This window comes from Mucilaginibacter sp. UYP27 (genome assembly GCF_040547175.1).
Taxonomy (GTDB): Bacteria; Bacteroidota; Bacteroidia; order Sphingobacteriales; family Sphingobacteriaceae; genus Mucilaginibacter.
Genome location: NZ_JBEPPE010000001.1, coordinates 241,306 through 266,027, shown reverse-complemented (window position 1 = coordinate 266,027; position 24,722 = coordinate 241,306). Strand labels below are relative to the sequence as shown.

At 44.1% G+C, this 24,722-nt stretch carries 28 protein-coding genes and 1 pseudogene; 6 read left to right on the top strand and 23 right to left on the bottom strand.

Annotation, left to right across the window (positions count from 1 at the left end; genetic code table 11):
* Positions 1 to 21 precede the first annotated feature (21 nt).
* The 3 genes from ABIB39_RS01120 to ABIB39_RS01110 all read left to right on the top strand — a co-directional run bounded on the left by ABIB39_RS01120 (position 22) and on the right by ABIB39_RS01110 (position 2,377).
* Positions 22 to 1,233, top strand: coding sequence for a serine hydrolase domain-containing protein (locus ABIB39_RS01120; RefSeq protein WP_354426753.1), 1,212 nt, complete (start codon positions 22 to 24; stop codon positions 1,231 to 1,233).
* A gap of 120 nt (positions 1,234 to 1,353) precedes the next feature.
* Positions 1,354 to 1,668 (top strand): YbaB/EbfC family nucleoid-associated protein, encoded by a 315-nt coding sequence (locus ABIB39_RS01115; protein WP_354426752.1) that lies wholly within the window; start codon positions 1,354 to 1,356, stop codon positions 1,666 to 1,668.
* Positions 1,669 to 1,699: 31 nt separating this feature from the next.
* Positions 1,700 to 2,377 carry a metal-dependent hydrolase gene (locus ABIB39_RS01110; RefSeq protein ID WP_354426751.1) on the top strand — a complete coding sequence of 226 codons (678 nt, stop codon included), beginning with the start codon at positions 1,700 to 1,702 and terminating at the stop codon, positions 2,375 to 2,377.
* Between the two features lie 91 nt (positions 2,378 to 2,468).
* Here ABIB39_RS01110 and ABIB39_RS01105 read toward each other — a convergent pair whose 3' ends face one another.
* The 6 genes from ABIB39_RS01105 to ABIB39_RS01080 all read right to left on the bottom strand — a co-directional run bounded on the left by ABIB39_RS01105 (position 2,469) and on the right by ABIB39_RS01080 (position 9,659).
* Complete coding sequence (locus ABIB39_RS01105; RefSeq protein WP_354426750.1) at positions 2,469 to 2,654, bottom strand: hypothetical protein; 186 nt, start codon at positions 2,652 to 2,654, stop codon at positions 2,469 to 2,471.
* A 74-nt stretch (positions 2,655 to 2,728) separates the two neighbouring features.
* Positions 2,729 to 3,991 carry a glucose-1-phosphate adenylyltransferase gene (locus ABIB39_RS01100; protein WP_354426749.1) on the bottom strand — a complete coding sequence of 421 codons (1,263 nt, stop codon included), beginning with the start codon at positions 3,989 to 3,991 and terminating at the stop codon, positions 2,729 to 2,731.
* Positions 3,988 to 5,412, bottom strand: coding sequence for a glycogen synthase (locus tag ABIB39_RS01095; RefSeq protein ID WP_354426748.1), 1,425 nt, complete (start codon positions 5,410 to 5,412; stop codon positions 3,988 to 3,990). Before ABIB39_RS01095 ends, ABIB39_RS01100 begins: the two co-directional genes overlap by 4 nt.
* Positions 5,413 to 5,817: 405 nt before the next feature.
* Positions 5,818 to 6,042, bottom strand: coding sequence for a GIY-YIG nuclease family protein (locus ABIB39_RS01090; RefSeq protein WP_354426747.1), 225 nt, complete (start codon positions 6,040 to 6,042; stop codon positions 5,818 to 5,820).
* A gap of 75 nt (positions 6,043 to 6,117) precedes the next feature.
* A complete protein-coding gene (gene polA, locus ABIB39_RS01085) occupies positions 6,118 to 8,928 on the bottom strand; it encodes a DNA polymerase I (RefSeq protein WP_354426746.1) in 2,811 nt (936 codons plus the stop codon).
* Between the two features lie 158 nt (positions 8,929 to 9,086).
* On the bottom strand, positions 9,087 to 9,659 hold the full coding sequence (locus tag ABIB39_RS01080; RefSeq protein WP_354426745.1) for a DNA-3-methyladenine glycosylase I: 573 nt from the start codon (positions 9,657 to 9,659) through the stop codon (positions 9,087 to 9,089).
* Positions 9,660 to 9,815: 156 nt separating this feature from the next.
* Between ABIB39_RS01080 and ABIB39_RS01075 the strand changes: the two genes are divergently transcribed.
* Both ABIB39_RS01075 and ABIB39_RS01070 read left to right on the top strand, forming a co-directional pair.
* The gene (locus ABIB39_RS01075) at positions 9,816 to 10,193 is read left to right on the top strand and encodes a VOC family protein (protein WP_354426744.1); all 378 of its coding nucleotides are present in this window, start codon (positions 9,816 to 9,818) and stop codon (positions 10,191 to 10,193) included.
* Complete coding sequence (locus ABIB39_RS01070; protein WP_354426743.1) at positions 10,194 to 10,556, top strand: VOC family protein; 363 nt, start codon at positions 10,194 to 10,196, stop codon at positions 10,554 to 10,556.
* A gap of 175 nt (positions 10,557 to 10,731) precedes the next feature.
* Here the strand turns inward: ABIB39_RS01070 and ABIB39_RS01065 are convergent, their stop codons facing one another.
* From ABIB39_RS01065 to ABIB39_RS01005, 13 genes are all read right to left on the bottom strand, one after another.
* Positions 10,732 to 11,064 (bottom strand): MGMT family protein, encoded by a 333-nt coding sequence (locus tag ABIB39_RS01065; protein WP_354426742.1) that lies wholly within the window; start codon positions 11,062 to 11,064, stop codon positions 10,732 to 10,734.
* A gap of 8 nt (positions 11,065 to 11,072) precedes the next feature.
* Positions 11,073 to 11,720, bottom strand: coding sequence for a tRNA (guanosine(46)-N7)-methyltransferase TrmB (gene trmB / locus ABIB39_RS01060; protein ID WP_354426741.1), 648 nt, complete (start codon positions 11,718 to 11,720; stop codon positions 11,073 to 11,075).
* Between the two features lie 132 nt (positions 11,721 to 11,852).
* A complete protein-coding gene (locus ABIB39_RS01055; protein ID WP_354426740.1) occupies positions 11,853 to 12,302 on the bottom strand; it encodes a hypothetical protein in 450 nt (149 codons plus the stop codon).
* Between the two features lie 4 nt (positions 12,303 to 12,306).
* On the bottom strand, positions 12,307 to 12,648 hold the full coding sequence (locus tag ABIB39_RS01050) for a phage holin family protein (protein WP_354426739.1): 342 nt from the start codon (positions 12,646 to 12,648) through the stop codon (positions 12,307 to 12,309).
* Between the two features lie 46 nt (positions 12,649 to 12,694).
* The gene (locus ABIB39_RS01045; RefSeq protein WP_354426738.1) at positions 12,695 to 12,961 is read right to left on the bottom strand and encodes a YtxH domain-containing protein; all 267 of its coding nucleotides are present in this window, start codon (positions 12,959 to 12,961) and stop codon (positions 12,695 to 12,697) included.
* Between the two features lie 77 nt (positions 12,962 to 13,038).
* The gene (locus ABIB39_RS01040; RefSeq protein WP_354426737.1) at positions 13,039 to 14,085 is read right to left on the bottom strand and encodes an AI-2E family transporter; all 1,047 of its coding nucleotides are present in this window, start codon (positions 14,083 to 14,085) and stop codon (positions 13,039 to 13,041) included.
* Positions 14,086 to 14,168: 83 nt separating this feature from the next.
* Complete coding sequence (locus tag ABIB39_RS01035; RefSeq protein WP_354426736.1) at positions 14,169 to 14,375, bottom strand: hypothetical protein; 207 nt, start codon at positions 14,373 to 14,375, stop codon at positions 14,169 to 14,171.
* A gap of 1 nt (position 14,376) precedes the next feature.
* Positions 14,377 to 15,792, bottom strand: coding sequence for a sigma-54-dependent transcriptional regulator (locus ABIB39_RS01030; RefSeq protein ID WP_354426735.1), 1,416 nt, complete (start codon positions 15,790 to 15,792; stop codon positions 14,377 to 14,379).
* A gap of 164 nt (positions 15,793 to 15,956) precedes the next feature.
* Positions 15,957 to 16,550 (bottom strand): hypothetical protein, encoded by a 594-nt coding sequence (locus ABIB39_RS01025; protein WP_354426734.1) that lies wholly within the window; start codon positions 16,548 to 16,550, stop codon positions 15,957 to 15,959.
* Positions 16,551 to 16,796: 246 nt separating this feature from the next.
* Entirely contained in the window at positions 16,797 to 17,678 is an 882-nt protein-coding gene (locus ABIB39_RS01020; RefSeq protein WP_354426733.1) for an arginase family protein, read from the bottom strand.
* 15 nt (positions 17,679 to 17,693) lie between these two features.
* A complete protein-coding gene (locus tag ABIB39_RS01015) occupies positions 17,694 to 18,476 on the bottom strand; it encodes an enoyl-CoA hydratase-related protein (RefSeq protein ID WP_354426732.1) in 783 nt (260 codons plus the stop codon).
* An 11-nt stretch (positions 18,477 to 18,487) separates the two neighbouring features.
* Positions 18,488 to 18,910 carry a cobalamin B12-binding domain-containing protein gene (locus ABIB39_RS01010; RefSeq protein WP_067054416.1) on the bottom strand — a complete coding sequence of 141 codons (423 nt, stop codon included), beginning with the start codon at positions 18,908 to 18,910 and terminating at the stop codon, positions 18,488 to 18,490.
* A 45-nt stretch (positions 18,911 to 18,955) separates the two neighbouring features.
* Complete coding sequence (locus ABIB39_RS01005; protein WP_354426731.1) at positions 18,956 to 19,312, bottom strand: endonuclease domain-containing protein; 357 nt, start codon at positions 19,310 to 19,312, stop codon at positions 18,956 to 18,958.
* 642 nt (positions 19,313 to 19,954) lie between these two features.
* Between ABIB39_RS01005 and ABIB39_RS01000 the strand changes: the two genes are divergently transcribed.
* Positions 19,955 to 21,613, top strand: coding sequence for a glutamine--tRNA ligase/YqeY domain fusion protein (locus ABIB39_RS01000; RefSeq protein ID WP_354426730.1), 1,659 nt, complete (start codon positions 19,955 to 19,957; stop codon positions 21,611 to 21,613).
* Positions 21,614 to 21,707: 94 nt separating this feature from the next.
* Here the strand turns inward: ABIB39_RS01000 and ABIB39_RS00995 are convergent, their stop codons facing one another.
* The 4 genes and pseudogenes from ABIB39_RS00995 to ABIB39_RS00980 all read right to left on the bottom strand — a co-directional run bounded on the left by ABIB39_RS00995 (position 21,708) and on the right by ABIB39_RS00980 (position 24,339).
* A complete protein-coding gene (locus ABIB39_RS00995) occupies positions 21,708 to 22,535 on the bottom strand; it encodes an N-acetylmuramoyl-L-alanine amidase (protein ID WP_354426729.1) in 828 nt (275 codons plus the stop codon).
* A 424-nt stretch (positions 22,536 to 22,959) separates the two neighbouring features.
* Positions 22,960 to 23,190: pseudogene (locus ABIB39_RS00990) on the bottom strand (DUF4476 domain-containing protein); the annotation flags it as partial.
* A 27-nt stretch (positions 23,191 to 23,217) separates the two neighbouring features.
* Positions 23,218 to 23,514: a hypothetical protein gene (locus ABIB39_RS00985; protein ID WP_354426728.1), complete on the bottom strand. Its 297-nt coding sequence runs from the start codon at positions 23,512 to 23,514 to the stop codon at positions 23,218 to 23,220.
* A gap of 51 nt (positions 23,515 to 23,565) precedes the next feature.
* The gene (locus ABIB39_RS00980; protein WP_354426727.1) at positions 23,566 to 24,339 is read right to left on the bottom strand and encodes an HNH endonuclease; all 774 of its coding nucleotides are present in this window, start codon (positions 24,337 to 24,339) and stop codon (positions 23,566 to 23,568) included.
* Positions 24,340 to 24,722: the final 383 nt, after the last annotated feature.

Here is a 24,722-nt window from a genome sequence, read left to right as displayed (position 1 = left end):
TTTGTGATTGATTTTTTACTTATGAGACAAGTGTGCACAACTGTCATTTCCCTTGCTTTTTCTTTACTTTCTTTAGCCTCATGCTCCCGCGGAAAAGGCGATAATAAACAAGGCATCGCCGATAACGGCAAACCTTTTAATACTACCGAACTACTTAAATATGACCCTGCAAAAGGCGATAAAAAGATAGAAGAATTTATGGATCACTTGCACAAGGTGAGTGGCTTTAACGGCAACGTACTGGTAGCAAAAAAAGGTAAAATAGTATATGAGGGCTCTTTTGGTTGGGCTAACCACTTAACACGCGACAGCCTGAAGTTAAACTCGCAGTTCGAGCTGGCCTCGGTAACCAAAACCATGACGGGTACTGCCATTATGCAACTTTGGGAAAAGGGCAAAATCAAACTTGACCAAAACGTTAAAGATTTTTTCCCCGATTTTCCGTACGATGGGGTAACCATCCGCCTGTTGCTTACCCACCGCAGCGGTATGATGAATTACGTTTATTTTTTGGATAACATTTACCGTAGCCAGCACCTTAACCAAAAGAAAGGTGTTACCAATAAAGAGGCCATGGCGTTAATAGCCCAATATAAGCCAGCACGTTTTAATAAACCAAACGCCAGCTTTTTATACAACAATAGCAACTTTATGGTGCTTGGCGCCATTATAGAGAAAGTGACCGGCATGAACTATGCCGATTACATGAAGGAGAATATTTTTAAACCTGCGGGGATGACGCACACTGCTGTTTATTCTAAAGCGGTTTATGATAAGATCCCGGCGGATGTTGTTGGGCACGACCGTAACAGCTGGAAATACTCGGTAGCGCAAAACTTTTTGGACGGCCCCGTGGGCGATAAAGGGATTTACAGTACGGTTGGCGATCTGTTTGTTTTTGACCAGGCCCTTAAAGCCGGCCGTTTAATAAAACAAGCTACACAAGATTCAGCTTATACAGACCGTAACCCTATGGTGCGCGGGCATTTCAATTATGGTTACGGTTGGCGCTTATTTACCAGCCCGGGCCAAAAAGTTGTTTACCATACCGGCTGGTGGCACGGGTTCCGCCATATATTTTTGCGCGATATGAAAAACGATGTCACCATTGTTTTGTTAGGTAATGTAGTAAACGGCAGCCTGCTACACCTCGACGACCTTTTTAAAATGACAGGTATGCCCGTAGTGCGTAAAGGTGCCTATAACGGAGCGGGCGATACAGCGGAGGATTAAGCTTCGGATATGCAAATGCGTGGATATGCAAATTTGCAGATGACGAATTAAAATATATTTACCTGGATATGCAATTATCTGCAAATACGCACATTTACATATCTGCACATTTTAATTATTATGTTCGATAAATTAATGGAAGCCCAGCAAAAGGCTGGCGAAGTAAAACAACGTTTGGATGCCATAACCGTTACCGGCACTGCCGAAGGTGGAAAAATTACCGTAACTGCAAATGGTAATAAGGTTGTAAAATCGGTGGTTATTGATCCGGATTTTTTAAAAGATGCCGATAAGGAAGAACTTGAAGAGCTTTTGGTTGTTGCCATAAACAAAGCTATTGAGCAGGCCGAAAATCTGAGCCAAACCGAAATGGCAGCCATGACCCAGGCAATGCTTGGCGGAATGGGCGGCTTGGGTAACCTGTTTGGCAAATAAAAGTATTACATCTAAAACAGCCTACAACACTATGAAACTTACATATTACGGACAGTCGACCGTTGAATTGGTGGCCGATGGCAAAACATTGCTCTTCGACCCGTTCATCACACCAAACGAACTGGCAAAGGACATCGATATAAATAGCCTAAAGCCTGATTATATCCTGGTATCGCACGGGCACGGCGACCACGTTGCCGACTTGGTTACCATTGCTAAAAGCAGCGGCGCAAAAGTTATTTGCATTGCCGAAATTGCGGGTTGGTTGGGCAAACAAGGTGTAGATAATGTACATGGTATGAACATTGGCGGTGGCTTTAACTTTGATTTTGGCCGCGTTAAGATGGTAAACGCCGTACACTCGAGCACTATGCCGGATGGTTCTGCAGGTGGTAACCCTGCAGGTTTCCTGATCTACTCGGAAGGTAAAGTGATTTATTTTGCAGGCGATACCGCGCTTACCTACGATATGAAATTATTGGCCGATGATAACATAAATTGGGCATTATTGCCAATTGGCGATAACTACACTATGGGTGCCGATGATGCCATCAAAGCAGCAGATTTCATCAACTGTAAAAACATTATCGGGGTGCATTACGATTCATTCCCGGTTATTAAGATTGATAAAGATGAGGTAGCCCAAAAATTTATCAAAGCAGGCCTCAATCTAAAATTGCCTAACGTTGGCGATAGTTTAGACTTGTAATGTTATAGCTCTATCAACAAAAAATCCCTCCTGACGTACGTTGGGAGGGATTTTTTGTTACAAGAATAAAATACTTAAAGGATTAAAAAAATTACATCTTCATTGCGGTGTCTTTCTTCATCATTGTGTCCTTCATCATTTTCTTACTCTTCATTTTTTTCTTCATCGGTTTTTTCTTAGTAGTGTCCTGTTGTGTTTGCAGAGGCGTTGCGGCGAATGCATTTACACTACCGAAAGAGATGGCGGCAACCGCGATCATACAGATAGTCTTTTTCATAATGAGTTAATTTTAAGTTATTTAGTTTATTAATTAAACTTCATTAACTCATAATTGTTGTGCTATCTTTTAAATTAAATAACAGTGCCGCTTGGTATAATGGCGCGCTTTTTAATAATTACAATACCATCGGTAACCGTATAAGTGGGGAAATCCCCATCTGCTAACGGCTCGCCGCAATTGATCTTCACATCGTCGCCTATATAAGTGTTTTTGTCGATGATGGCATTTTTGATGCAGCACCTGTCGCCAATACCCATAATAGGTTGATTATTTTCTTTCGCTACCGCGATCTCCTCAAGCGTTTGGTAATTATCACTACCCATCACATAACAACTTTCTATCTCGCTCTCTACACCAATACGGGTACGGATGCCAATAATGGAGTGGATGATGTGGGCGGCGTTAATGATACAGCCGTCGGCAATGATAGAGCGGTCTATCAGCGTACCCGATATTTTGGTTGGCGGCAACATGCGTGCACGCGTATAGATCTGGTTTTTGTTGAACAGATTAAACTGCGGGATATCATCTGTAAGGCCAAGGTTGGCGTCAAAGAATGATTTGATAGTACCGATATCCGTCCAATACCCTTCGTACTGGTAACTTATAACCTTGTGGCCTGCTATAGCTTGCGGGATTATTTCCTTGCCAAAATCGGTATGTTCATTTCCTTCCAGCAACTCGTAAAGCAGGTTTTTGTTAAAAATGTAGATCCCCATCGATGCGAGGTAAATGCGGCCCTGGGCCTTCATTTCGTCGCTAACATCAGATACCAGGCTTTCGAAACCTGATTTAGGTTTCTCCACAAATGAAGTGATCAGGCTGTCAGAATCTGTTTTCAGGATGCCAAAACCGGGCACATCGCTTACGTTCACCGGGATGGTGGCAATGGATATATCAGCTTTTTTATCGATGTGCTGCTGTATCATTTCTTCAAAATCCATCTGGTACAGTTGGTCACCAGATAGGATCAGCACATACTCAAAATCGTGCGTAGCCAGGTGGTGTAAACTCTGCCTAACCGCATCGGCCGTACCCTGGAACCAACCACCGCTTGTAGGCGTTTGCTCGGCAGCTAAAATGTCAACATATGCCTTGCTGAACGTGCTAAAGTGATACGTGTTTTTTATGTGTTTGTTAAGCGACGCCGAGTTAAACTGCGTTAAAACAAAAATACGGTTGATACCCGAATGCAGGCAGTTAGAGATGGGGATATCCACCAAACGATATTTACCCGCAATTGGCACTGCCGGTTTTGAACGGGTTTGTGTAAGTGGTGCCAAACGGCTGCCCTGGCCGCCTCCAAGTACAATACTGATTACTTTAGATGTCATATCTTAGGAATTAAACTTTGGTACAGGTTTATATATTCTTTTGCCGAGCGGCCCCACGAAAAATCGAGGTTCATCATGCGTTTGCGCAAGGTTTGCATTTTGCGGGTGTCTCTATACAGTACAACCGCGCGGGTGATGGATACGCAAATATCATCAACCGTAACATTGTTAAAGCGTATACCGTAACCGCCTTCTTCGCCAAAGTCAATCACGGTATCTTTTAAGCCGCCGGTACTGCGCACTATAGGCATAGTGCCGTAACGCATCGAGTACATTTGATTTAGGCCACATGGTTCTACGCGCGATGGCATCAGCAGAAAATCTGCCCCGGCGTAAATTAAATGCGCCAGCGATTCATCATAGCCTATAAACACATTGCAGTTTTGTGGGTACAGTTCCTTCAATAAGTTTAGCGATATTTCGGTAGCGCTATCGCCTGCGCCAAGTATCAGGAAGTTTACTTTATCGCCGTGTTCTTTTATGCTTCGTTCTATAGCCGCAGGTAGCTGATCTGACCCTTTTTCGGTAACTAAACGGCCTATAAACGCTATTAGAGGTTTATCTAACGACAAGCCAAAACGCTCGCAAAGGATCTCTTTATTTTTTTGTTTGCCTTTAGTAACAGTTGTCTCGTTAAAGTGTTCGGGCAGCATAGGATCGGTATCGGCATCCCAAACTTCGGTATCTATGCCGTTGATGATGCCTACTCCTTTATCGCGCTCTACATAAAACAGGTACTCTAACCCATTAGAACTGATACTTAGTTCCTGCAAGTAGCTTGGCGATACGGTGGTGAACTTCCAGCAGCATTTTACTGCAGATGCCAGCGGGTTAATGCCGCCGTTCCAGTCCAGCAGGCCTGTCTTATAAAAGTCGATCTCTGGCAGATAATGTAAATTTTCCCAGCCAAACGCGCCATGGTATTGGCCGTTATGAATGGTAAACACCGTTGGGATGTGCGACAGCCTGCGGTACAAATAAGAATTATACATCAGAAAGGGCACCAGGCCCGAGTGGTGGTCATGGCAGTGGATCAGGTCGGGTGTTTGGCCGCTCCAGTTTATCCAATCCAGAAAGCAGATCTGGAACGCCAGGAATTGTTCCCTTTCATCCGGGTAGCTGTAAATATTTTCACGGTCCAGCAATCCTGGGATCTTTACCAGATAAAGCTCAAAACCCAGTTTATCGGTTTGTTCCTTTAATATCTCGAAATAGATCCTGCGTGTACCCAGTAGCGTTGTACCCTGAAAAACAATATCAAAAGTGTTTTCATGAACAAACTTGCGGTTGTAAAAAGGCATTACCACAGCGGCTTGCATTCCTGCCTGGTTTTGGTATTTTGGCAACGCGCCAACCACATCGGCAAGTCCCCCAACTTTAGCAATAGGGTAGCATTCGGCACTCAGGTGAAAAATTCTCATTCGGGATTATATGATGGTTAAGGTACTAAACATTTCCCCAAAGGAACAAACACATAATTTGAAAAATGTGTTTAAAAAAGTGATATTATTTAATTAGAAATAGGGGTTAATTACAATATCGGCATTAATGCTAATTAGAGCGGAGCGTTTATTGTGAAATTGTTAATGATGTTTTGGAGGGAGCGGAGTAGAGGTGGTGAGAGCGGGGAGTTTATCAGGTATAATCTATAAATCTGCCAAATTTAATATTTGTCATCCTGAGCGATAGCGAAGGATCTAATCACCAGCAAGTATGCCATCATGCCCATCATGAGTATTTTGTGGCGGCCATTCCATTATGTCATTATTCAAGAACTTCCAAGCGGTATTTTCTTGTTCAATTAAATTTATTTTTTTCGCCCTCGTCTATCCTTTTATCTCCTTCTCGCGCTCTATAGCGTGATTGACATACTGATACCTTTCATACCAAACCAAATAGAAGCATTTGTATTTAGAGGTAAAACTATAAGACTGACCTAAACCAAAATAATGTTCGTATAGGCGCTTCTCAATATCATTCGTAATGCCCGTATATAAAACCTTTTTTGTATAGTTTGTAAGGATATATGTATAGTAATTATGTTGTTCCATATATCTGGTGTATACTCATCGCTCGATTAATAGATACTTCGCTATCGCTCAGCATGACAAAGTGGAGGTAAGTCTTTAATGTGCCTCCAACCAATTCGAACCTGTACCTATCTCTACCATGATGGGTACCTCGGTTTTGATGGCGTTTTTCATGTTTTCCAGGATGATGGGTTTTACAATTTCTATCTCGTGGTTGGGCACATCAAACACCAATTCATCATGCACCTGCATGGTCATGCGGGCATCCAGCTTTAGTGCTTTAAACTCGCGGTGGATGTTGATCATGGCTATCTTGATCATATCTGCAGCCGAACCCTGGATGGGGGCGTTAATGGCATTTCGTTCGGCAAAGCCACGTACGGTTTGGTTAGCGCTGTTAATATCGCGCAAGTAACGGCGGCGGCCCATCAGCGTAGTTACGTAGCCATTTTGGCGGGCAAATTCCATGGTATCGGCCATGTATTGTTTAATGCCGGGGTACTGGGCAAAATAGTTTTCAATGATCTCGGCAGCCTCTTTACGCGGGATGCCCAAGTTTTGTGATAACCCAAATGCCGACTGCCCGTAAATGATCCCGAAGTTTACCGCCTTGGCATTACGGCGCTGCGTGCTATCCACATCTTCAATTCCTATGCCGTAAACTTTGGCGGCGGTAGCGGTGTGGATATCTATATTATCGATAAAGGCCTGACGCATGTTAGGGTCTTTGCTGATCTCGGCGATGATGCGAAGCTCTATCTGCGAATAATCAGCAGATACGATGCTGTGGTTGGCATCACGCGGGATGAACGCCTTCCTCACCTCGCGGCCACGCTCGGTACGGATAGGAATATTTTGCAGGTTTGGATTGTTGGAACTTAAACGCCCGGTTGCGGCTACCGCCTGGTTGTAGCTGGTATGCACACGGCCTGTTTTCGGGTTCACCATGGTAGGCAAAGCGTCTACATAGGTTGATTTTAGCTTTTGCAGCTGGCGAAAATCTAAGATATCCCTCACAATATCGCTTTTAGCAGCAAGGCCTAAAAGCACATCCTCGCCGGTTTGGTATTGGCCGGTTTTGGTTTTTTTGGCTTTAGGGTCGAGCAGTAACTTCTCGAACAATACCTCGCCCAGTTGTTTTGGCGACGCGATGTTGAAACGTACGCCAGCCTTTTCGAACACTATTTTCTCCAGTTTGGCTATATCTATTTCCAGTTCTTTTGAAAATTCTATCAAAGTTTCGTGGTCTATTTTAACACCTTCATGCTCAATATCGGCCAGTACATATATCAGCGGGTTCTCTATTTTATGCAGCAGGTTTTCGGCTTCAACTTCTTTTATTTTTGGCTCAAATACGGTGCGGAGTTGCAGCGTAACATCGGCATCTTCGGCGGCGTAATCTTTTATCTTTTCTATTTCCACATCGCGCATGTTGCCCTGGTTTTTGCCTTTGGGGCCAATCAGTTCGGTGATGGAAACAGGTTTGTATTGCAGGTAATTTTCTGACAGAATATCCATGCCGTGGCGGGTATCCGGGTCTATCACGTAATGCGCCATCATGGTGTCAAACAGATCGCCCTTCATTTCAACATCATACCATTTCAGCATCAGGATATCGAACTTCAGGTTCTGCCCGGTTTTGCCAATGTTGGGGTCCTCAAATACTGGTTTAAACTCGGCAACTATTTTCTTAGCCTCGGCCTCGTCATGTGGTGCCGGTACGTACCAGCCGTGGTGATGTTTGATAGCAAAGGATAGGCCCACCAATTCGCAATGGTTAGCATCGGTACCAGTGGTTTCGGTATCAAAGCAAAAGTGCTTTTGTTGTTTTAGGATGTTGATGAGTTCGGCACGTTTCTCAAAGGTGTCGGCCAAAATATATTCGTGCTCAACCGTGTTGATGTTCTTGATGTCAACCGGCTCGGGTGCTTCGTAAATATCCTGTACATCTACAGAAAGGGTGGTTCGGCCTTCGGCTGTAGCATTGCCAAACAGGTCAGTTTGCCCAGACACAGCGCGGGTTTCGGTAATACTGAAATCATCGCCAAATACACGGCGGCCCAGCGTACGGAACTCCAGTTCGGCAAAAAGTGGCTCAAGCAGATCTTTGCTCGGTGCGCACATTTCCAGCCCTTCCTCGTCCAGTTCTACCGGTGAGTTTAGGTTGATGGTTGCCAACTTTTTCGACATCAGGCCCTGCTCTGCAAAGTTCTCCACGTTCTCGCGCAGTTTACCTTTCAGTTCATGGCTGTGCGCGATGATCTCTTCTACCGAGCCATATTGTTTAATCAAAAGCTTGGCAGTTTTTTCGCCTACGCCGGGGATGCCGGGGATGCCGTCTACGGCATCGCCCCAAAGGCCCAGGATATCTATCACCTGCTCAGGGCGCTCTATTTCCCATTTGGCTAGTACTTCCTTAACACCCCAGATCTCCATATCATTACCCATACGGGCAGGTTTGTAAACACGGATATTATCAGATACCAGCTGCGCAAAATCCTTATCGGGCGTCATACAGTAAACCTGGTACCCTTTCTTTTCGGCTTTTTTGGCAAGGGTGCCTATAATGTCGTCGGCCTCGTAACCATCGCTTGTGATGAGCGGGATATTGAAACCAAGTACTACTTTAAAAATGTAGGGAAGGGCTTTGCTCAGGTCTTCGGGCATAGCTTCGCGGTGGGCTTTGTAACCTGCAAAATCGGTATGGCGTTCTGTTGGTGCATCGGTGTCAAAAACCACGGCCATGTGGGTGGGTTTCTCTTTACGCAAAACCTCCAGCAGGGTGTTTGTAAAACCCATCACTGCCGACGTATTAAAGCCGCCCGATGTAAAACGCGGGTTTTTACTTAAAGCAAAATGCGCCCGGTATATCAGGGCCATACCATCCAATAGAAAAAGCTTCTTCATAATTTTTTGATTACACCGATTTTGGGTGCGATTAAATCGATTACACCGATAACTTCAAAAATACGATTTCAAGAGGTTAATATCGAACACAGAATGCCGAATATTGAATGGTGAAATATTTCCGTGTTTTAAATTAAGGGCGAGATGTTCGTTATTATTTACCTGAACGAACAGTTTGGCACGTGGTCGTTAACCATCCCTGTGGCCTGCATAAAGGCATAACAAATAGTAGTGCCGAAAAATTTAAAACCGCGTTTTTTCATGTCCTTACTTATCGCGTCAGATTCGGGTGTGCTTACGTGCGGGCCGGTATATTCGGTAATAGGTTTGCCATTTGGCATAAAGCTGTACAGGTATGTATCAAACGAGCCAAATTCCTTTTGCACATCCATAAATAACTGCGCGTTCCTGATAGCCGAACTTATTTTTAAGCGGTTGCGAATGATGCCGGCATCGTTTAATAAGCGTTCTTTATCAGTATCGTCAAAGGCCGCCACCTTTTTTACATCAAACCCCGCAAACGCCTTGCTATAACCATCGCGCCTGCGCAAAATAGTGATCCAGCTTAAACCCGCCTGTGCCGCTTCGAGGGTAAGGAACTCAAAGAAAACACCATCGTCGTGCACAGTTTTGCCCCACTCTTTATCATGGTATTCCATGTAAAGTGGGTCGGTACCACACCAGGCGCAGCGAGTTAAGTCACTTTGCGGTTTTGAGTTTGCAGTTTGCATAGGCATCAAATTTAACATTAAATAATAAACGCCATTGTAAGGTACGAAGTAGTCTCGTTAGTACAATTGTACATCTTGCATAAAGGATTTGCTTATAAATACTTATTTTCATCCGCCGCTATTAATCATAAATTTACCGCATAACTAAATAACCACATGGAAAGCATATCTCCCAATATTTTTGTAACCGACATGAAAGCCACCGTATCTTTTTACAAGATATTAGGCTTTGAACTAACCATGACCGTACCCGAAACCGGCGACGAGCTGGTGTGGGCTATGATGGCAAACGGCGCGGTTACCATGATGTTCCAATCCTTTGAGAGCTTGGCCGAAGAGTTGCCGCAAATAAGCCGAACGGATGGTGGGTCGTTATTATTATATATCAATGTGAAAAATATCAACGCGTTTTTTGAAGATATAAAGGATAAAGTAACCGTACTTAAAGGCCTCGAAACAACCTTTTACGGCGCTACTGAATTTTCGATATTAGATAACAACAACTACGTGTTAACTTTTGCAGAGCACCAATAAATGATAAGCTTTAAACGGGTTGACCATTTCCACGTTTGCGTACCGCCCGAAAGGCTGGAAGAAGCAAAAGCCTTTTACACCGGAGTGTTGGGGCTGGACTTAATTGATAGGCCCGATCATCTTTTTTCGTCGCCGGGTTACTGGTTAAATATAGGCGACGTACAGTTGCACATAGGCGTGGAAGCTGCCCTGCCGCGCACCATACGCCATGTGGCGATGGAGGTATCAGATGTTGATGCTGCCCGCAAGTACCTAAAAGATAATGATGTTGAAATTATAGAAGAGCCTATTATACCCTGCCGCCGCCGTTTTGCTTTCGTTGACCCATTTGGTAACCGCATGGAATTGTTGCAGCTGCTTTAAAATCATTGGTCTGATTTAAGGGTGCACCAGGTTATTGAACTGTTGGTAAGTATCGGGATGCTCGTAGCGGCTTCTACCATTTCCTGTATGATGAGCGTGCGAAACCATACTGCGCTGGAGATATTTTGGCTTATTGTAGCGATTTTTACCAACTACAGCAAAAAGAGTGATGGTGTTAAAGCGCCAATTCTATAGCTGGGTCCCAAAATATTTCTTTAAAATTTTGCACCTGGTTATCTGTCACCTCAACGCCTTCGTTTTGCAGAATTTGTTCCATGGTATTGCCTCCAAAATGGAATTTACCGGTTAGCAGACCCTGTTTGTTTACTACCCTTTGCGCGGGCACCGGCGGGTTGGCGGTTCCGCTGGCCATCATGGCATAACCCACAATGCGCGATGATTGCTTTGACCCAAGATATGCCGCGATTGCCCCATAAGATGTTACCCTGCCCTTCGGGATTTGTCTGACCACATCATAAACATTATCGAAAAAGTTGTAGTCGGCCATTGCAGGGATTAAAAGGTAAACTTAAGGTAGTTGATGTTTTTATTATGCTGCAGGTATTTTTTCTCGTAATAGGTTTTAATGGAGAGCACCTCGTCCGCATATTCCGAATGGTAAAGGTCTTCGGTTTTAGCGAACAGCTGTAAGTTAAGCTCTGTTATTTTCTCGGCTGTATAAGCATGCAGTTGGTCATTATCGGTTTTTAGGTTCATATAACCGCCCGGTTTAAGCACTATGCGGTACATATCTAAAAAGCGGGGAGAGGTGAGGCGTTTTTTCTCGCGGCTCAATTGGGGCTGCGGGTCGGGGAAGGTGATCCAGATCTCGTCTACTTCGCCGGAGGCAAAATAATCAACCAGGTTTTCTATCTGGATGCGTAAAAAGGCCACGTTGTTCACCCCATCTTCGGTAGCGGTTTTTGCGCCGCGCCAAATGCGATTACCCTTGTAATCTATCCCGATAAAGTTTTTATCGGGGAACATGGTGGCCAGGTTAACAGTGTACTCACCTTTGCCGCAGGCGAGTTCTAAAACCACCGGGTTGTTGTTCTTAAAAAAACCGGTAGCCCAGTTGCCTTTATAAGGTTTGCCGGCATCCAGTTGCAATACATTACTGAAAGTTTCTATTTCGGCGAAGCGCCTTATCTTGTCTTTTCCCATAAAAAGGCAAAAGTACATAAATTTTTAAGTAGGTAATCTGTATGTCCCTCGTAGAAAAGGTTAACAAAAGAAAAGGGATAAACTATATAAGCTTATCCCTTCAATGTCTTGTTTCGCAACAGGATGATTATTTTAATATGCCTGGTATGCCGGCACGTCGTCTTTATCAAGTAATATTTCGGTTTCGTTCTTTTCTTTCTTTTTGAAAAGGTTGTTGAATAAGCCCTTTGCTTTATCCCAAACACCAACTACGTTATCTTCACTAACATAATGCGATGCCTTTTGCGAAAGGATACCCACCAACGTCTTTACAATAAAGTTAGAGTGTTTGAACAAGGTTTTATTCAAAGCTAACGGCAGCACAAAACGCGATATCAGGCCTAAAAAATCCTGCTGAAAAAAGCCGGCATTTTTAACCCCGTCAATAGTTGATGAACCCGGGAACAATGACATTGCAGTTGAAAATATAGCAGCCGGGCCGCTAAAGCGCGCCTTTAAAGCAACAGCCTGCTCAGCCTCTAAATTTTTAAGGCGGCCAATTTCGCCCTGTAGTTCAAATATATTTCTGATCGGTGTTTCCATGGTCTTATTTAAATAGCTTTCTTATCATCGCGTTAATTATTGGGCGCTCAAAACCACGTTTGGCAACCATAACTAAAACGGTAATTAACAGATACAGTAACGCCACGCAGCCAAACCCCTGCCAGTAGGAATGCAGTATATCTGCAAGGAACAAAGCCAGGGTAAAACTTGCGAATAAAAAGGTTAGCACCCCGGTTATTATAATTACGATCTCGATTATAACATCGGCTATGATGGAGGTGCTGCGCTCAATAACTTCGTATTTAATAAGTTTAAAACGTGTTTCGGCGTAATCCTTTATCTGGTCGACAATCGGGCGCGTTGCTTGTTCTTTTTCGGGTTCCATATCGTGTTATTAGTTACGGCGTATTAAATAAGCCCGTAACGGTAAATTATGCGTGTTCCAGGTCGTCTTGATATTCTGCTTCGGCGCCTTTTACTTTTGTTTTAATGTTGTCAACAACCTTGTCTTTAAGGCCTACCAGCTTATCAATTTCGTTAGCAGCAGTCTCTTTGATAGAATCGCCAAGGTTTGCTAATGATTCAGATAGTTTGTCGCGTGTTTCGGTACCTTTTTCTGGTGCAAATAAGATTCCCAGTGCCGCTCCTGCCGCTAATCCTGCAAGTAGGGCGACAACCACTTTTGTGTTATCGTTCATATTGTATTAATTTTTAAGTTGAATATTTGTTTTATTAATTATTAAATAAATTTTTATCCTCGGTATATATGGGCGCTTTATTGCATTTCCGGCCCGGGCCGTATTCGCTCCAGCCTATCGGCCGCCATACGGTTAGTTTCATAAATCTCTAATAATAATAAGAAATAGGAAAGCAACACAGGTCCAAAAACCAGGCCAAGAATACCAAAAAGCGGCAACCCTATAAAAACTCCTATAACGGATATGATAGGATGTGTATTGCCAATGCGTTTGTTAATGATGAGCCTCAGCACGTTATCTACATTGCCAATGAACAGCAGGCCATAAGCCAAAAGTAAAATGCCTTTTAAATTATGCCCGCCTGCAAAAAGTATAACGCTTGCAGGTATACACATGGTTGGCGCACCAACCACCGGCAGGAAAGACAGGAACGAGCCTATTACCCCCCAGAATATAGCATCGGGGATGCCAAACGCGTAAAAACCCATGGCCAGTAATGTGCCCTGCGTAAGCGCTATAACCCCCTGCCCTAAAACGTTAGAGTAAGTAGAGTTGCGCAACTCGGTAGCGAATTTTAAGGCATGCTGTTCGCGAAAGGGGGCGTATTTTAACAGGCCAACCTCAAACGCGTGCATCTGCACAAACATAAAGTACAGCAAAAAGTACATAACCAAAAGGGTAAGTACAATGCTTGCAGCGCTGCCTAATAATGAAGGGAACAAATCGGCCGCGTAAGCACCAAGCTTTTGCAGGGTTTCTTCTGCAAAGTGGGGCTGGTTTATGTTTGCCGCGGTAAAAGCGTCTATCTTCTCGGTCCATTTATCAATGTTGATAGATTCGCGGTTGATACTGCCTATTTTACCTATCACCATTATACTTAACGAAAGGAACGGGATCACGATAACGATAAGCGATATCAGGATGATGACAATGGCAGCGAGTGCACTGTTAATTTTCCGCTTTTCGGTCATATACAAATAAAACGGGCGGAAGATGGTAAAGAGCACAATGGCACCCAGTATAGAGCTAAAAAGATCGCTTAGGGCGTACAATAAAAAACAGCCGAGCACAATTATACTCACCAGTATAATGTTGTTGCGCTGCTTATAATTAAAAATGGACATTGTTACCCCCGGAAAGCTAATTGTGATACGAATATATAACAAAAAAGCGCCAAAAAGTTTTTAGCGCTCTTGCATATTTTAGGTTAAAAGGCGCCCAGTAGTTTATCTATTTTTTGGGCAGATTGTGTGATGCTATCCATGTATAATTCCAGGTCGCCGCCTTTGTCTTCCACCTCGTATCGTAACCCCTCTAAAGCAAGGTAAATGTTAGAGAGTTGGTTCTTGATGTCGTGCTTTAGCATATCCATCGCGTCGTTGCTTACCGCTTTGTTTTGTTCGCTCTCGCCCATGTTATTTTAGATTGATGGCTTTCATTTTATTGTAAAGCGTTTTACGGTCGATGTTTAAAATTTCGGCAGCCTTGGTTTTATTAAAGTTTACCTCGCGCAGCACCTTTAAAATTGTTTCGTGCTCGGCACCAAGGGCTGCATTTTTAAGATCGTGCTTTGGCTCTTTGGCCTCGTTTGCGGCCGATGGATTTGAGGGCTCGTATGCCGATACTTTAAAATTAGAGATCTCCAGCGGCAGCGTTTTCATGGTAACTTCATTGCCTTCGCTTAGCAAAGTCGCACGGCGCACCACGTTCTTCATCTCGCGGATGTTCCCCTGCCAGCGGTAGTTCATAAAACACTCTATTACCTCTGGGGCAAAAGTGGTTACGTTGCGGTCAAGCTCCTGATTTGCAATTTTTAAAAAATGCTCGGCAAGCATCATAATATCGTTGCCACGCTCGCGCAGTGGCGGCATGTGTATGCTAAACTCGTTAAAGCGGTGGTAAAGGTCCTCGCGGAAACGGCCTTTGCTGATACCATCCTGCAAATTTTCGTTTGTGGCAATGATGATGCGGACATCAAGGTCTATTTCTTTGGTACTGCCTATGCGTTTTACTTTACGCTCCTGTACGGTGCGCAATAATGCCGCCTGGATCTCGTAAGACAAATTGCCAACTTCATCTAAAAACAAAGTGCCGCCGTTGGCCATCTCAAAGTGACCAATTTTGGTATATAAAGCGCCGGTAAATGACCCTTTTTCGTGCCCAAAAAATTCGCTTGCGGCTAATTCTTTGGTAAGCGACCCACAATCCATAGCAACAAAAGGTTGGTTATGGCGCGGGCTGTTCAGGTGGATGCTCTTGGCTACCGACTCTTTGCCGGTACCGCTTTCGCCTAATATAATTACGCTGTAATTGGTTGGTGCTACCAACTCAATTTGCTTTAATAATTCTTTTGATGCCCGGCTGGTACCTACTACAAACTCGCCGGATAGAATCTGCTTTTTGTTTTCTTTCTGCGGTTTGCCGTTACTGTCGGCGCTGTAATCATGAGCGGCCATTTCCTGTAAGGCATACTGGGTTTCAATCGCCTTGGTAATGGTGTTTAGGATCTCGTCTGGGTAGAGGGGCTTGGTGATGTAATCGTAAGCTCCCATCTTGATAAGTTCAACGGCCATCTTAATATCCGAGTAGCCGGTAATAATAATAACACCTGTTTTTGGATATAGAGCTTTGATGTTTTTAAGCATCTCGCGGCCATCGGTATCCTCCAACCTAAAATCGCACAGTACCAGGTCAAAATCGGCCTTTTTTAAACACTCCATACCGGTGCTGCCGTTAGCAGCCGTACTTACCTCAAAGCCATTGCGTACCAAAAATTTTGATAGCAAAATTCCTACGTTAACTTCATCATCAATGATGAGTATTTTCTTCATAGCAGTATACGTGTGTACAGGTAAATGTATTTGCAGGTTAAATTACAAATATTTGCTAAGTTATCAGAATTATAATTGATAGTATATCCAAAATGGCTTTTGCATAAAAAAAGGAGGCCATAAGCCTCCTTTTTTTATTGTTTTATAGGTAGATGTTTAGGGCTTTAGAAACCGTAAGCAACCCGCACACCTACAAAGCTTGGTTTGCTGTTATCAACAGCGCTGTTGAATTTGGTGGTAGCCTCGTAACGTACACCGGCATCAATAAAGTTACCGTTTGCACTAACCGGGAATTGAACACCAATTTGCGGCGCGTAAACAAACGCTACAGATTTGTCGTGGTATGTATCGTTGCTATTTAACAAGAACGCTGCACCTGCTTCACCCTGGATGTAGAAATTTTGAACAGGGAAGAACTTGATACCCGCTTTAACCGGCAATAATTTAATATCTGTAACGTCAACACCGGCAACACCGCCTACATCTTTTTTACCAAAAATGTTGTTGTAACCAGCATTAATAGTTACGAATACCTGGCTTGCTACCGGGATATCGGCCTGTACCGAACCACCAAGGTTCCATTTGTGGGTGTCTTTAAGGTCGCCCACAGGGATGCCTGCATCAACACCGATGCTATAGCGTATGCCGCTTTTAGTAGTAGTGCTTGTAGAAGTAGAAGTTGTTGTTTGGGCTTTAGCGGCGAATGATAATCCGGCGAAGGCTAAAACTAATGTTGCGATTTTTAATGTACTTTTCATGATATTATGATATTAGATTATGTGCTTTTTGTTTAGCACGGGGCAAAGTAAAGCATGAAACCGGCACTGATTTTTCATCCTATTGTCACGTTAATTCAATCGATTGATTAACAGTATTTTAATTTTTGACTTTTTGCTTTATTTGGTCAGAATAGTGTCATACGGCCCAGAAACGAATGAAATTCAGATGAAATAGTTATTTTTAGAAGAAAGGCTTGAAATTTAGAGGCCGGTGATCCGGTAGTTTTATACCCCAAAAAGTGTCACGAAATACTTGATGAAATTGCTTGTGTAAATACCCTCGGGGTCGAGATTTGGATCAAGAATGGTGATATTTATTCCCGCGACTTTTGGCGAGCGAAAGAGGGGGGAAAGAAGAGCAAATAGTTCGGGATAAGTTAACCCACCAGGTTGTGGCGAATCGACACAAGGCATTACCTCATTTTCTAAAACATCCAGATCAAGGTGAATCCAAAAGCCATTGAGATGGGCAGTCTTTTCTAAAAACTGTGATACGATGTTATTGATGCCCTGTTTACGAACTGCGTGCAACGGGTAATAATTGACATTGCTATTAGTGATAAGATTTACATAATCATCTTCCAGGCAACGGTTGCCTACAGCAAAAACATTCGCTTGTTCAAAATAGGGGTGGAGGGAATTGATATTGGTGAGTTTATCCGGCCCGTTACCGCTTACTATGGCAAGATCCATACCGGCTACGGCTTTGGTTTCAGAAAAGGCAGGGGTTACATAATCGGTATGGCCGTCTAAAAAGAAAAGGCCGTAGTTACCAAGGCTTTTTAAGCCAAGCGCGCAACCTATTAAAATACTACAATCACCACCTATCACCAACGGAAATTGTTTTGCTGTTAGTGCCGCTGTGATCTCTGCAGATAATTTTTTTGAATAAGCCACAATAGCATCGGCATTGAGCACGCCCGATTCTTCGTCAAGTTCCACACGGTAGGGCGGGGCAGCAACATGGAAAATGTTTTGTGGCTGTAATGCATTATAAAGGCCATGCTGTTTTAGCCAGCGGGGCAGTTTGTTAACGCCGGGTTCAACCGCGTTTAGTTGTTTTAACCCTAAGTTGGTAGGGGCTTCTATGATGATAAGCTTTTGCATACCGCACCATCAACATTATTTTCCTTTAAAATCGGCCTTGCGTTTTTCCATAAAAGCAGCTACACCTTCCTTAAAATCTTCGGTGCCGAAACATTTACCAAACTCGCGGATCTCGGTCTCGAAACCGTTGATACACTCGGTGCCAAAATCATTAACGGTTTTTATGGCTGATGCCAGCGCAAGAGGCGCGCGGGTAAGTATCTTATTCATGATCTCCTCGGCCTTTTGCAAAAGGTCATCCTGGAACACTACGTGGTTTACCAAGCCTGCTTGCAGCGCCTCTGCAGCGGTAAGCATATCGGCGGTCATGATCAGTTCAAGCGCTTTGCCGCGGCCAACCAGTTGGGTTAAACGTTGCGTCCCGCCATAACCCGGTATCAAACCTAAAGTAACCTCGGGCAGGCCCATTTTGGCATTATCAGACGCTACACGGATATGGCAAGCCATGGCCAATTCTAAACCACCACCTAACGCGAATCCATTAATAGCGGCTATTACAGGTTTGTTGCCGTTAGCAATTACATCAAACACGTTAGATTGGCCGGTGCGGGCAAGGTCGGTGCCGCCTTTTACATCCAGGTCTGCAAATTCAGAAATATCGGCACCGGCAACAAATGCTTTGGTGCCAGCACCGGTAATGATGATACCACCGATGGCGTTGTTTTTAAAAGCATCTGTTAAGGCTTCGTGCAACTCATAAAGGGTGATCTTGTTTAGCGCGTTTAGTTTGCTTTCGCGATTGATGATAATGTATTGGATGCGCCCTTTATTTTGAACAAGGATGTTTTCGAATGCCATGATTTTGATGGTTAAAAATTGCGGTTGGTATGTACCCAGTTGGTAATGTAAGTTACAATATCGGCAGTGCTGGTTCCCGGGGGGAACAGTTCGCCCACGCCGATCTTTTTCAGTTCTGCCATATCATCAGCAGGGATAATGCCGCCGCCGGTAAGCAGTACATCATCCATCTTTTTCTCTTTTATCAAAGCCATCACCTTGGGGAAAACCGTCATGTGCGCGCCAGAAAGTATAGAGATGCCAATAGCGTCCACATCCTCCTGCAGGGCGGTGTTAACCACCATTTCGGGCGTTTGGCGCAGGCCGGTGTATATCACCTCCATGCCGGCATCGCGCAGGGTGGTGGCAATAATGCGTGCCCCGCGGTCGTGCCCGTCCAGGCCTACTTTGGCAACTAATACACGTATTGGGCGGTTAAATTGGTTCTCGCTCATGTTTATAAGGCAGTAAAAAGCTAAATCAAAGTTAAGAGAAAGAATTTATAAGTGATTAGCAATTTTATTTACAACGCTTCCAAGATCTTTCTTTACCTCGTCATCAGTAAAGCGCAATATGGTTAAACCAAGCCCCTGCATTACCAGGTCTCGATTTGCATCATAATCTTTCTTTTGCAAATGGATAGGGCCATCAACTTCGATAACTAATTTTAAAACATCACAATAAAAATCAGCGATATAAAATGACCTCCTTCCGAAACCATTAACTACAAAAATAGGGTACTGGCGTAAAAACTTCTGGTTATTAATATTACGACGACGCAATTCATACCAAAGAAGCTTTTCGGAAAGGGTTTGATTGTTACGAAGCAAACGGCAAAGTTGGGTAACAGGGTTCATTAAAGGGAAGGTAGTAAAAATCTGTCTATTGTTTTAACCCTTATTAACAGCAGTGTAAATTTCACCGGCAGTATTGTTCCTCTTTTAAGGGGAAGGCTGGGACCGTGCTGTGGCAGTTGCTTAGATAAGGGGTCAAAATGTGTACGGGTGGGCAGATGAAGGACTTGCATCTTCCTTTACCCCTTATTAACGGCAGTGCAAGTTGCACCGGCAGTAGTTTTCCCCTTTTAAGGGGAAGGCAGGGACAGTGCGATGGCAGTTGCTTAGATAAGGGGTCAAAATGTGTGCGGGTGGGCAGATGAAGGACTTGCATCTTCCTTTACCCCTTATTAACGTTGCTTCAAGTTGCACCGGCAGTGGTGTTCCCCTTTTAAGGGGAAGGCAGGGACAGTGCTATAGCATTTGCTTTCATAAGGGGTCAAACCAATAGGTAGGGAAAAGGACAAATGTGTTAGGGGTAGAAGTGGATACCGGCCCTCTGGCTAAGGCCCGTGCATTATGAGCGGATGACCTGGCCGCGGGCAACGCCACTGATTTGTGAAAAATCGAGAAGCAAATTGACGTTAATAGCTATGATATACCTGATATGTAACTGAGAAAAAACGTGAAATTTCCGTACTTTTGCCAACTGTTACAAACATCATGAGCGAAGAAAGATCACTAAATTTTATAGAAGAAATTGTTGAAGCGGACTTAGCTGCCGGCAAAAACGACGGTAGGGTTTTAACCCGTTTCCCGCCCGAGCCGAATGGTTACCTGCACATTGGGCACGCTAAATCGATATGCCTGAACTTTGGCCTAGCTAAAAAATATAATGGTAAAACCAATCTGCGGTTCGATGATACCAACCCTGCTAAAGAGGAGGTTGAATATGTGGACAGCATTAAAGAGGATGTAAAATGGCTTGGGTTTGAATGGGCCGAGGAACTATATGCTTCGGATTACTTCGACCAGCTTTATGAGCTTGCTGCTGAAATGATTAAACAAGGCCTTGCTTATGTTGACGACAGCACCGCCGAAGAAATTGCCGTACAAAAAGGTACGCCAACCGAAGCGGGTGTGGCTAACCAATACCGCAGCCGCTCTATTGAAGAGAACCTACAACTTTTTGCAGACATGAAAGCGGGTAAATACCCGGATGGCGCCAAAGTGCTACGTGCCAAGCTGGACCTGGCATCCACCAATATGCACCTGCGCGACCCATTGATGTACCGCATTAAACATACGCATCACCACCGTACCGGCGATGCCTGGTGCATTTACCCGATGTATGATTTTGCACACGGGCAAAGTGACGCCATCGAGCACATTACCCACTCGATATGTACGGTTGAGTTTATACCACACCGCCCGCTTTATGAGTGGTTTATTGAGAAACTGAACCTGTTCCCGAGCAAGCAATATGAGTTTGCCCGCCTTAACCTTAACTATACCGTGATGAGCAAGCGCAAACTGCTGCAACTGGTAGAAGAAGGCCATGTAGACGGTTGGGACGACCCGCGCATGCCTACCATTAGCGGCCTGCGCCGCCGTGGTTATACGCCTGCCAGCATCCGCGAGTTTTGCGAGCGTATTGGTGTTGCAAAGCGCGAGAACATGATAGACGTTGGTTTGCTGGAGTTTTGCATCCGCGAGGATCTGAACAAAAGTGCGTGGCGCCGCATGGCAGTCCTTGACCCAGTTAAACTCATCATCGATAACTACCCGGAAGGTAAAACAGAGATCTTCCACGGGGAGAATAACCCCGAGGCAGAAGGTGGCGATGGCAGCCGCGAGTTTCCGTTTGGCCGCGAGCTGTGGATAGAGCGCGACGACTTTATGGAGGAGCCTACCAAAAAATATTTCCGTTTAGGCATTGGCCTGATGGTGCGCCTGAAAAGCGCTTATATTATTAAGGGCGAAAGCATTGTTAAGGATGCCGATGGCAACATCACCGAGATCCATTGCTCGTACATCCCCGAATCGCAGAGTGGTAACGATACCAGCGGCATCAACGTGAAGGGTACTATCCACTGGGTGAGTGCCGACCATGCCAAAAGTGTTGAAGTGCGCCTGTACGACCGCCTGTTCCAGGTGGAAGACCCAGGGAGTGAGGACGGTGACTTTAAAGATTACATTAACCCTAATAGCCTGCATGTATTGCCGACCGTTTATGTAGAACCCGATCTGGCGAACGCCCCTGTTGGTACCGCCGTACAGTTTATGCGTAAAGGTTATTTTACCCTCGATAAAAATTCGACGCCCGATAATTTAGTGTTTAACCGCACGGTGACGCTGAAGGATGGGTGGGTGAAGAAATAGTTTTCAGTTATAAGTTGGCGGTTAGCAGTATCAATTCGAATATTGCTAACCGCTTTTTTGTGCAAACTGCAAACCTGTAACTGCCAACTTTCCCTTAGTATTTCTTATACACGTTAAACAGTACATCCAAATCAAACTGTGTTAGCGTGCTTGATCCTTCGCGCTGTACAAAGTGGCGTTTAAAGGCGCCGATGGCGGCGGGGAGGTTGCTGGTATCATAACCTATTAACCTAAGCGCTGTGGCGCTATCGAAGTTAACAGGTGCGGGTACAATGATGATATCCGAATAATAACCGAACCCTCTTTTAGCCAATGCCTCCCATGGAAAGAGTATGCCGGGATCTGGTTTGCGGCCGGGGGCAATATCGCCATGGCCTATAAAATTTGCGGTGGGGATGTTGTAATCCTTTTTTAGTTTGGCCAGCAGGATAAACAGGCTGTTCATCTGTTGGGTGGTAAAGGGCACGTTGCCTTTATTGTCCAGTTCTATCCCTATCGAGCAGCTGTTCATATCGCTGATGCTGCCCCATTTGCTAACGCCGGCATGCCAGGCACGCATATAATCGTTCAGCATGTGGATAACCTTGCCATCTTTACCTATCACGTAATGCGCGCTTACCTGCGGTTTAACTAGCGTGAAGGTCCGCACCGTTTGGGCTACCGAATCTTGCGCGGTATAATGGATGACTACATAGTTAGGTTTGCGCAGGTTAAAGTTTACCGTGCCAATGAAGTCTGAAGGAATGGCAGCACCCAGGCTATCGACCAGCATAGCGGGGTTTTCGGTCAGTAATATTTTGCCCAGACTGTCAGCTTGTGTTGTGTAAACACTATTTGTTTTGGTATGCGGATTAATTACTTTTTTAGAACAGGCGGTTATAGTAGTTGCGGCAAGAAGCAGCAGGAACAGGCGGTTTTTCATAGTCGATGCTAAATTAGCAATTTTTGTGCCTTGATGATGAAAAACCATGCTTTCCACGCGTCATTGCGAGGTACGAAGCAATCTCTTTGCTTTACAGAGCGGACGATTAGTTCTCCGTTAAGTGTGGCAGTGTGCTTTATTTATCGTCGGTGGATGTACGTTTTTCGTGTTACTTTTATTTTGTTTTGGTACTCAAGAGGGCTACGCCGTTCTTTTCGCTCAAAGAAAGTAACCAAAGTTGCGACTTGGTAACACCCTATGTAAGTTGGTACTTTATCAGTTGCAGTGCCACCCGTGCGTTACGCTATGTCGCAATTTTAGATTATCGTTCCGTTCACCTGGCTCGTTTAAGTTAAAGTTTTTGATGCATATAGACCATTTTCGTGACGTCACGAAAATGGTCTATATGGTTTCAATCCCAGCCCTACTTATTCTTCTTATAAAAATCCTCCAGCGTATCCTTATACTCTTCGCGACTAAAGAGGTTTACCAGATCAAGGAACGATTTGTAGTTGGTGGTGTATTCGAACGTGTACTTGGCAACCGCGAGTTTAGAATCATCCGTCAGGAACTGGTTCATAAGGGTTGCCAGTTGGTTAATGGTGAGGCCCAACTCTTTGCTGTTTATTTTGGCTTTTATAACGGCTATCTTCTCCTCATCGTTACGCTCTGTTGCATCTTGTTAATTCCTGATAGCACTAAGTAAATCCACAATATCCTGCTGCCCTGCCTCGTCGGTTATTTCAACGCTTTCAAATTCGTGCCAGGTATGGTCTATCTCGTTATCCCATGTACCAGAATGCAGGTCGGGCACATTCCATTTATCGGCGTAGAACCAAGCATCTTCAATTAGTTTAGCTAAAATGGTTTTCTCGATATCTGCTAACGGGATGTTCGTCGCGTTATTGAAGATAATAAAACTATGGTTTTTGTAATTGGCACCGTCGCGATAGCGATAGGAGAATTTAATGTTTGGCATGAGGCTAAGGTAGCCGGATGCTCATTTAGTGTCAATCGGATATAAGTGAACTTATACTTTAAAGCGCCCGTTATGGATCTTTAAAAATTCTACGTCGGGAAAAAACTTCTTTGGTTCAATTAGCGATTTCCCATCATATGCAATAAAGTTGTCCTTGATACTTTGAATGTTAGAAATATTCATAAGAACAGACGACACTTTGATTTTTAGGTCTTCGGTAATTGTTATCAGGCCGCGGTCAAAAGCCTTGTCATGTAGCGTATTTAACGCTAATCCGTTGCGTGGGTTAAGGCGATTGCCTGCATCCATACTCCAAGGTAAAATGTGGCTTGCTATCAGTAATTCTGGATGATTAATACCGGTAATACAACAGGTATCGTTAAAGTTGCTGAGTACCATTTTTCTAAATACGGTCTGGTCTAACCGTACTACAACTTGACGGGTGGCCTCTCTCCCAATCATAGTTTTAGGTTCGATAAGTTCTATCGGGTTTAGCTGTTCAATAGTCGTGTTCTTCTTTTGGGCGAGCAGTGTTTCGCTCTCTATAAATAACTCGTCCCAATTGTTCATGTACTCGTTCCAAACTTCCCTGTCAAGTTTGCTTACGTTAGGTAATCCTTTAACGCCTCTTTCTGCAAGTTTTGGGTCGAAACTTGCAAAATTGCCAAGTTTACGCGCGACCGCGGCAGGCGAACGGTCAATGATCAAAGCCCACTCTTTCACAATAGCGTTACCCGCACTCATCTTTCCAAATGGGATTTTAGAGTATAAATTTATTGCTAAAAGTAACTGGTCTTTCGTCCAGAGGGTTTGGCCTTCTTTCATGATTATTCTTCTACTTCGAAAAATACATGTTTACAAGCATTATTTAAACATTCCTCAATTTTTAATTTAAGAAGGGTATGTAAGAAATCGGATATTTGCCTTGTTCTTGTTCCGCATACAGGGCAAGTTGTCGGCTGGTCACTAATTAAATAATAAGTGTGCATTTAATAAATATAACAATTGTTTATAAACGACACAAGCCATGTAATTAAACCTGATAGGAGCTTTATCGGCTTTGAGCACAAGGCTTTTAGACGTAATAGCTTTATTGCCGTTATAAAAATGATATAACCGGCTTTACTTTATATCGCTTTTATAACCCTTTTTCTCCCCCTGTCCCACGGTGTCCCACTCTGTACCGTTTTTTCACAAATCGGGTAAGG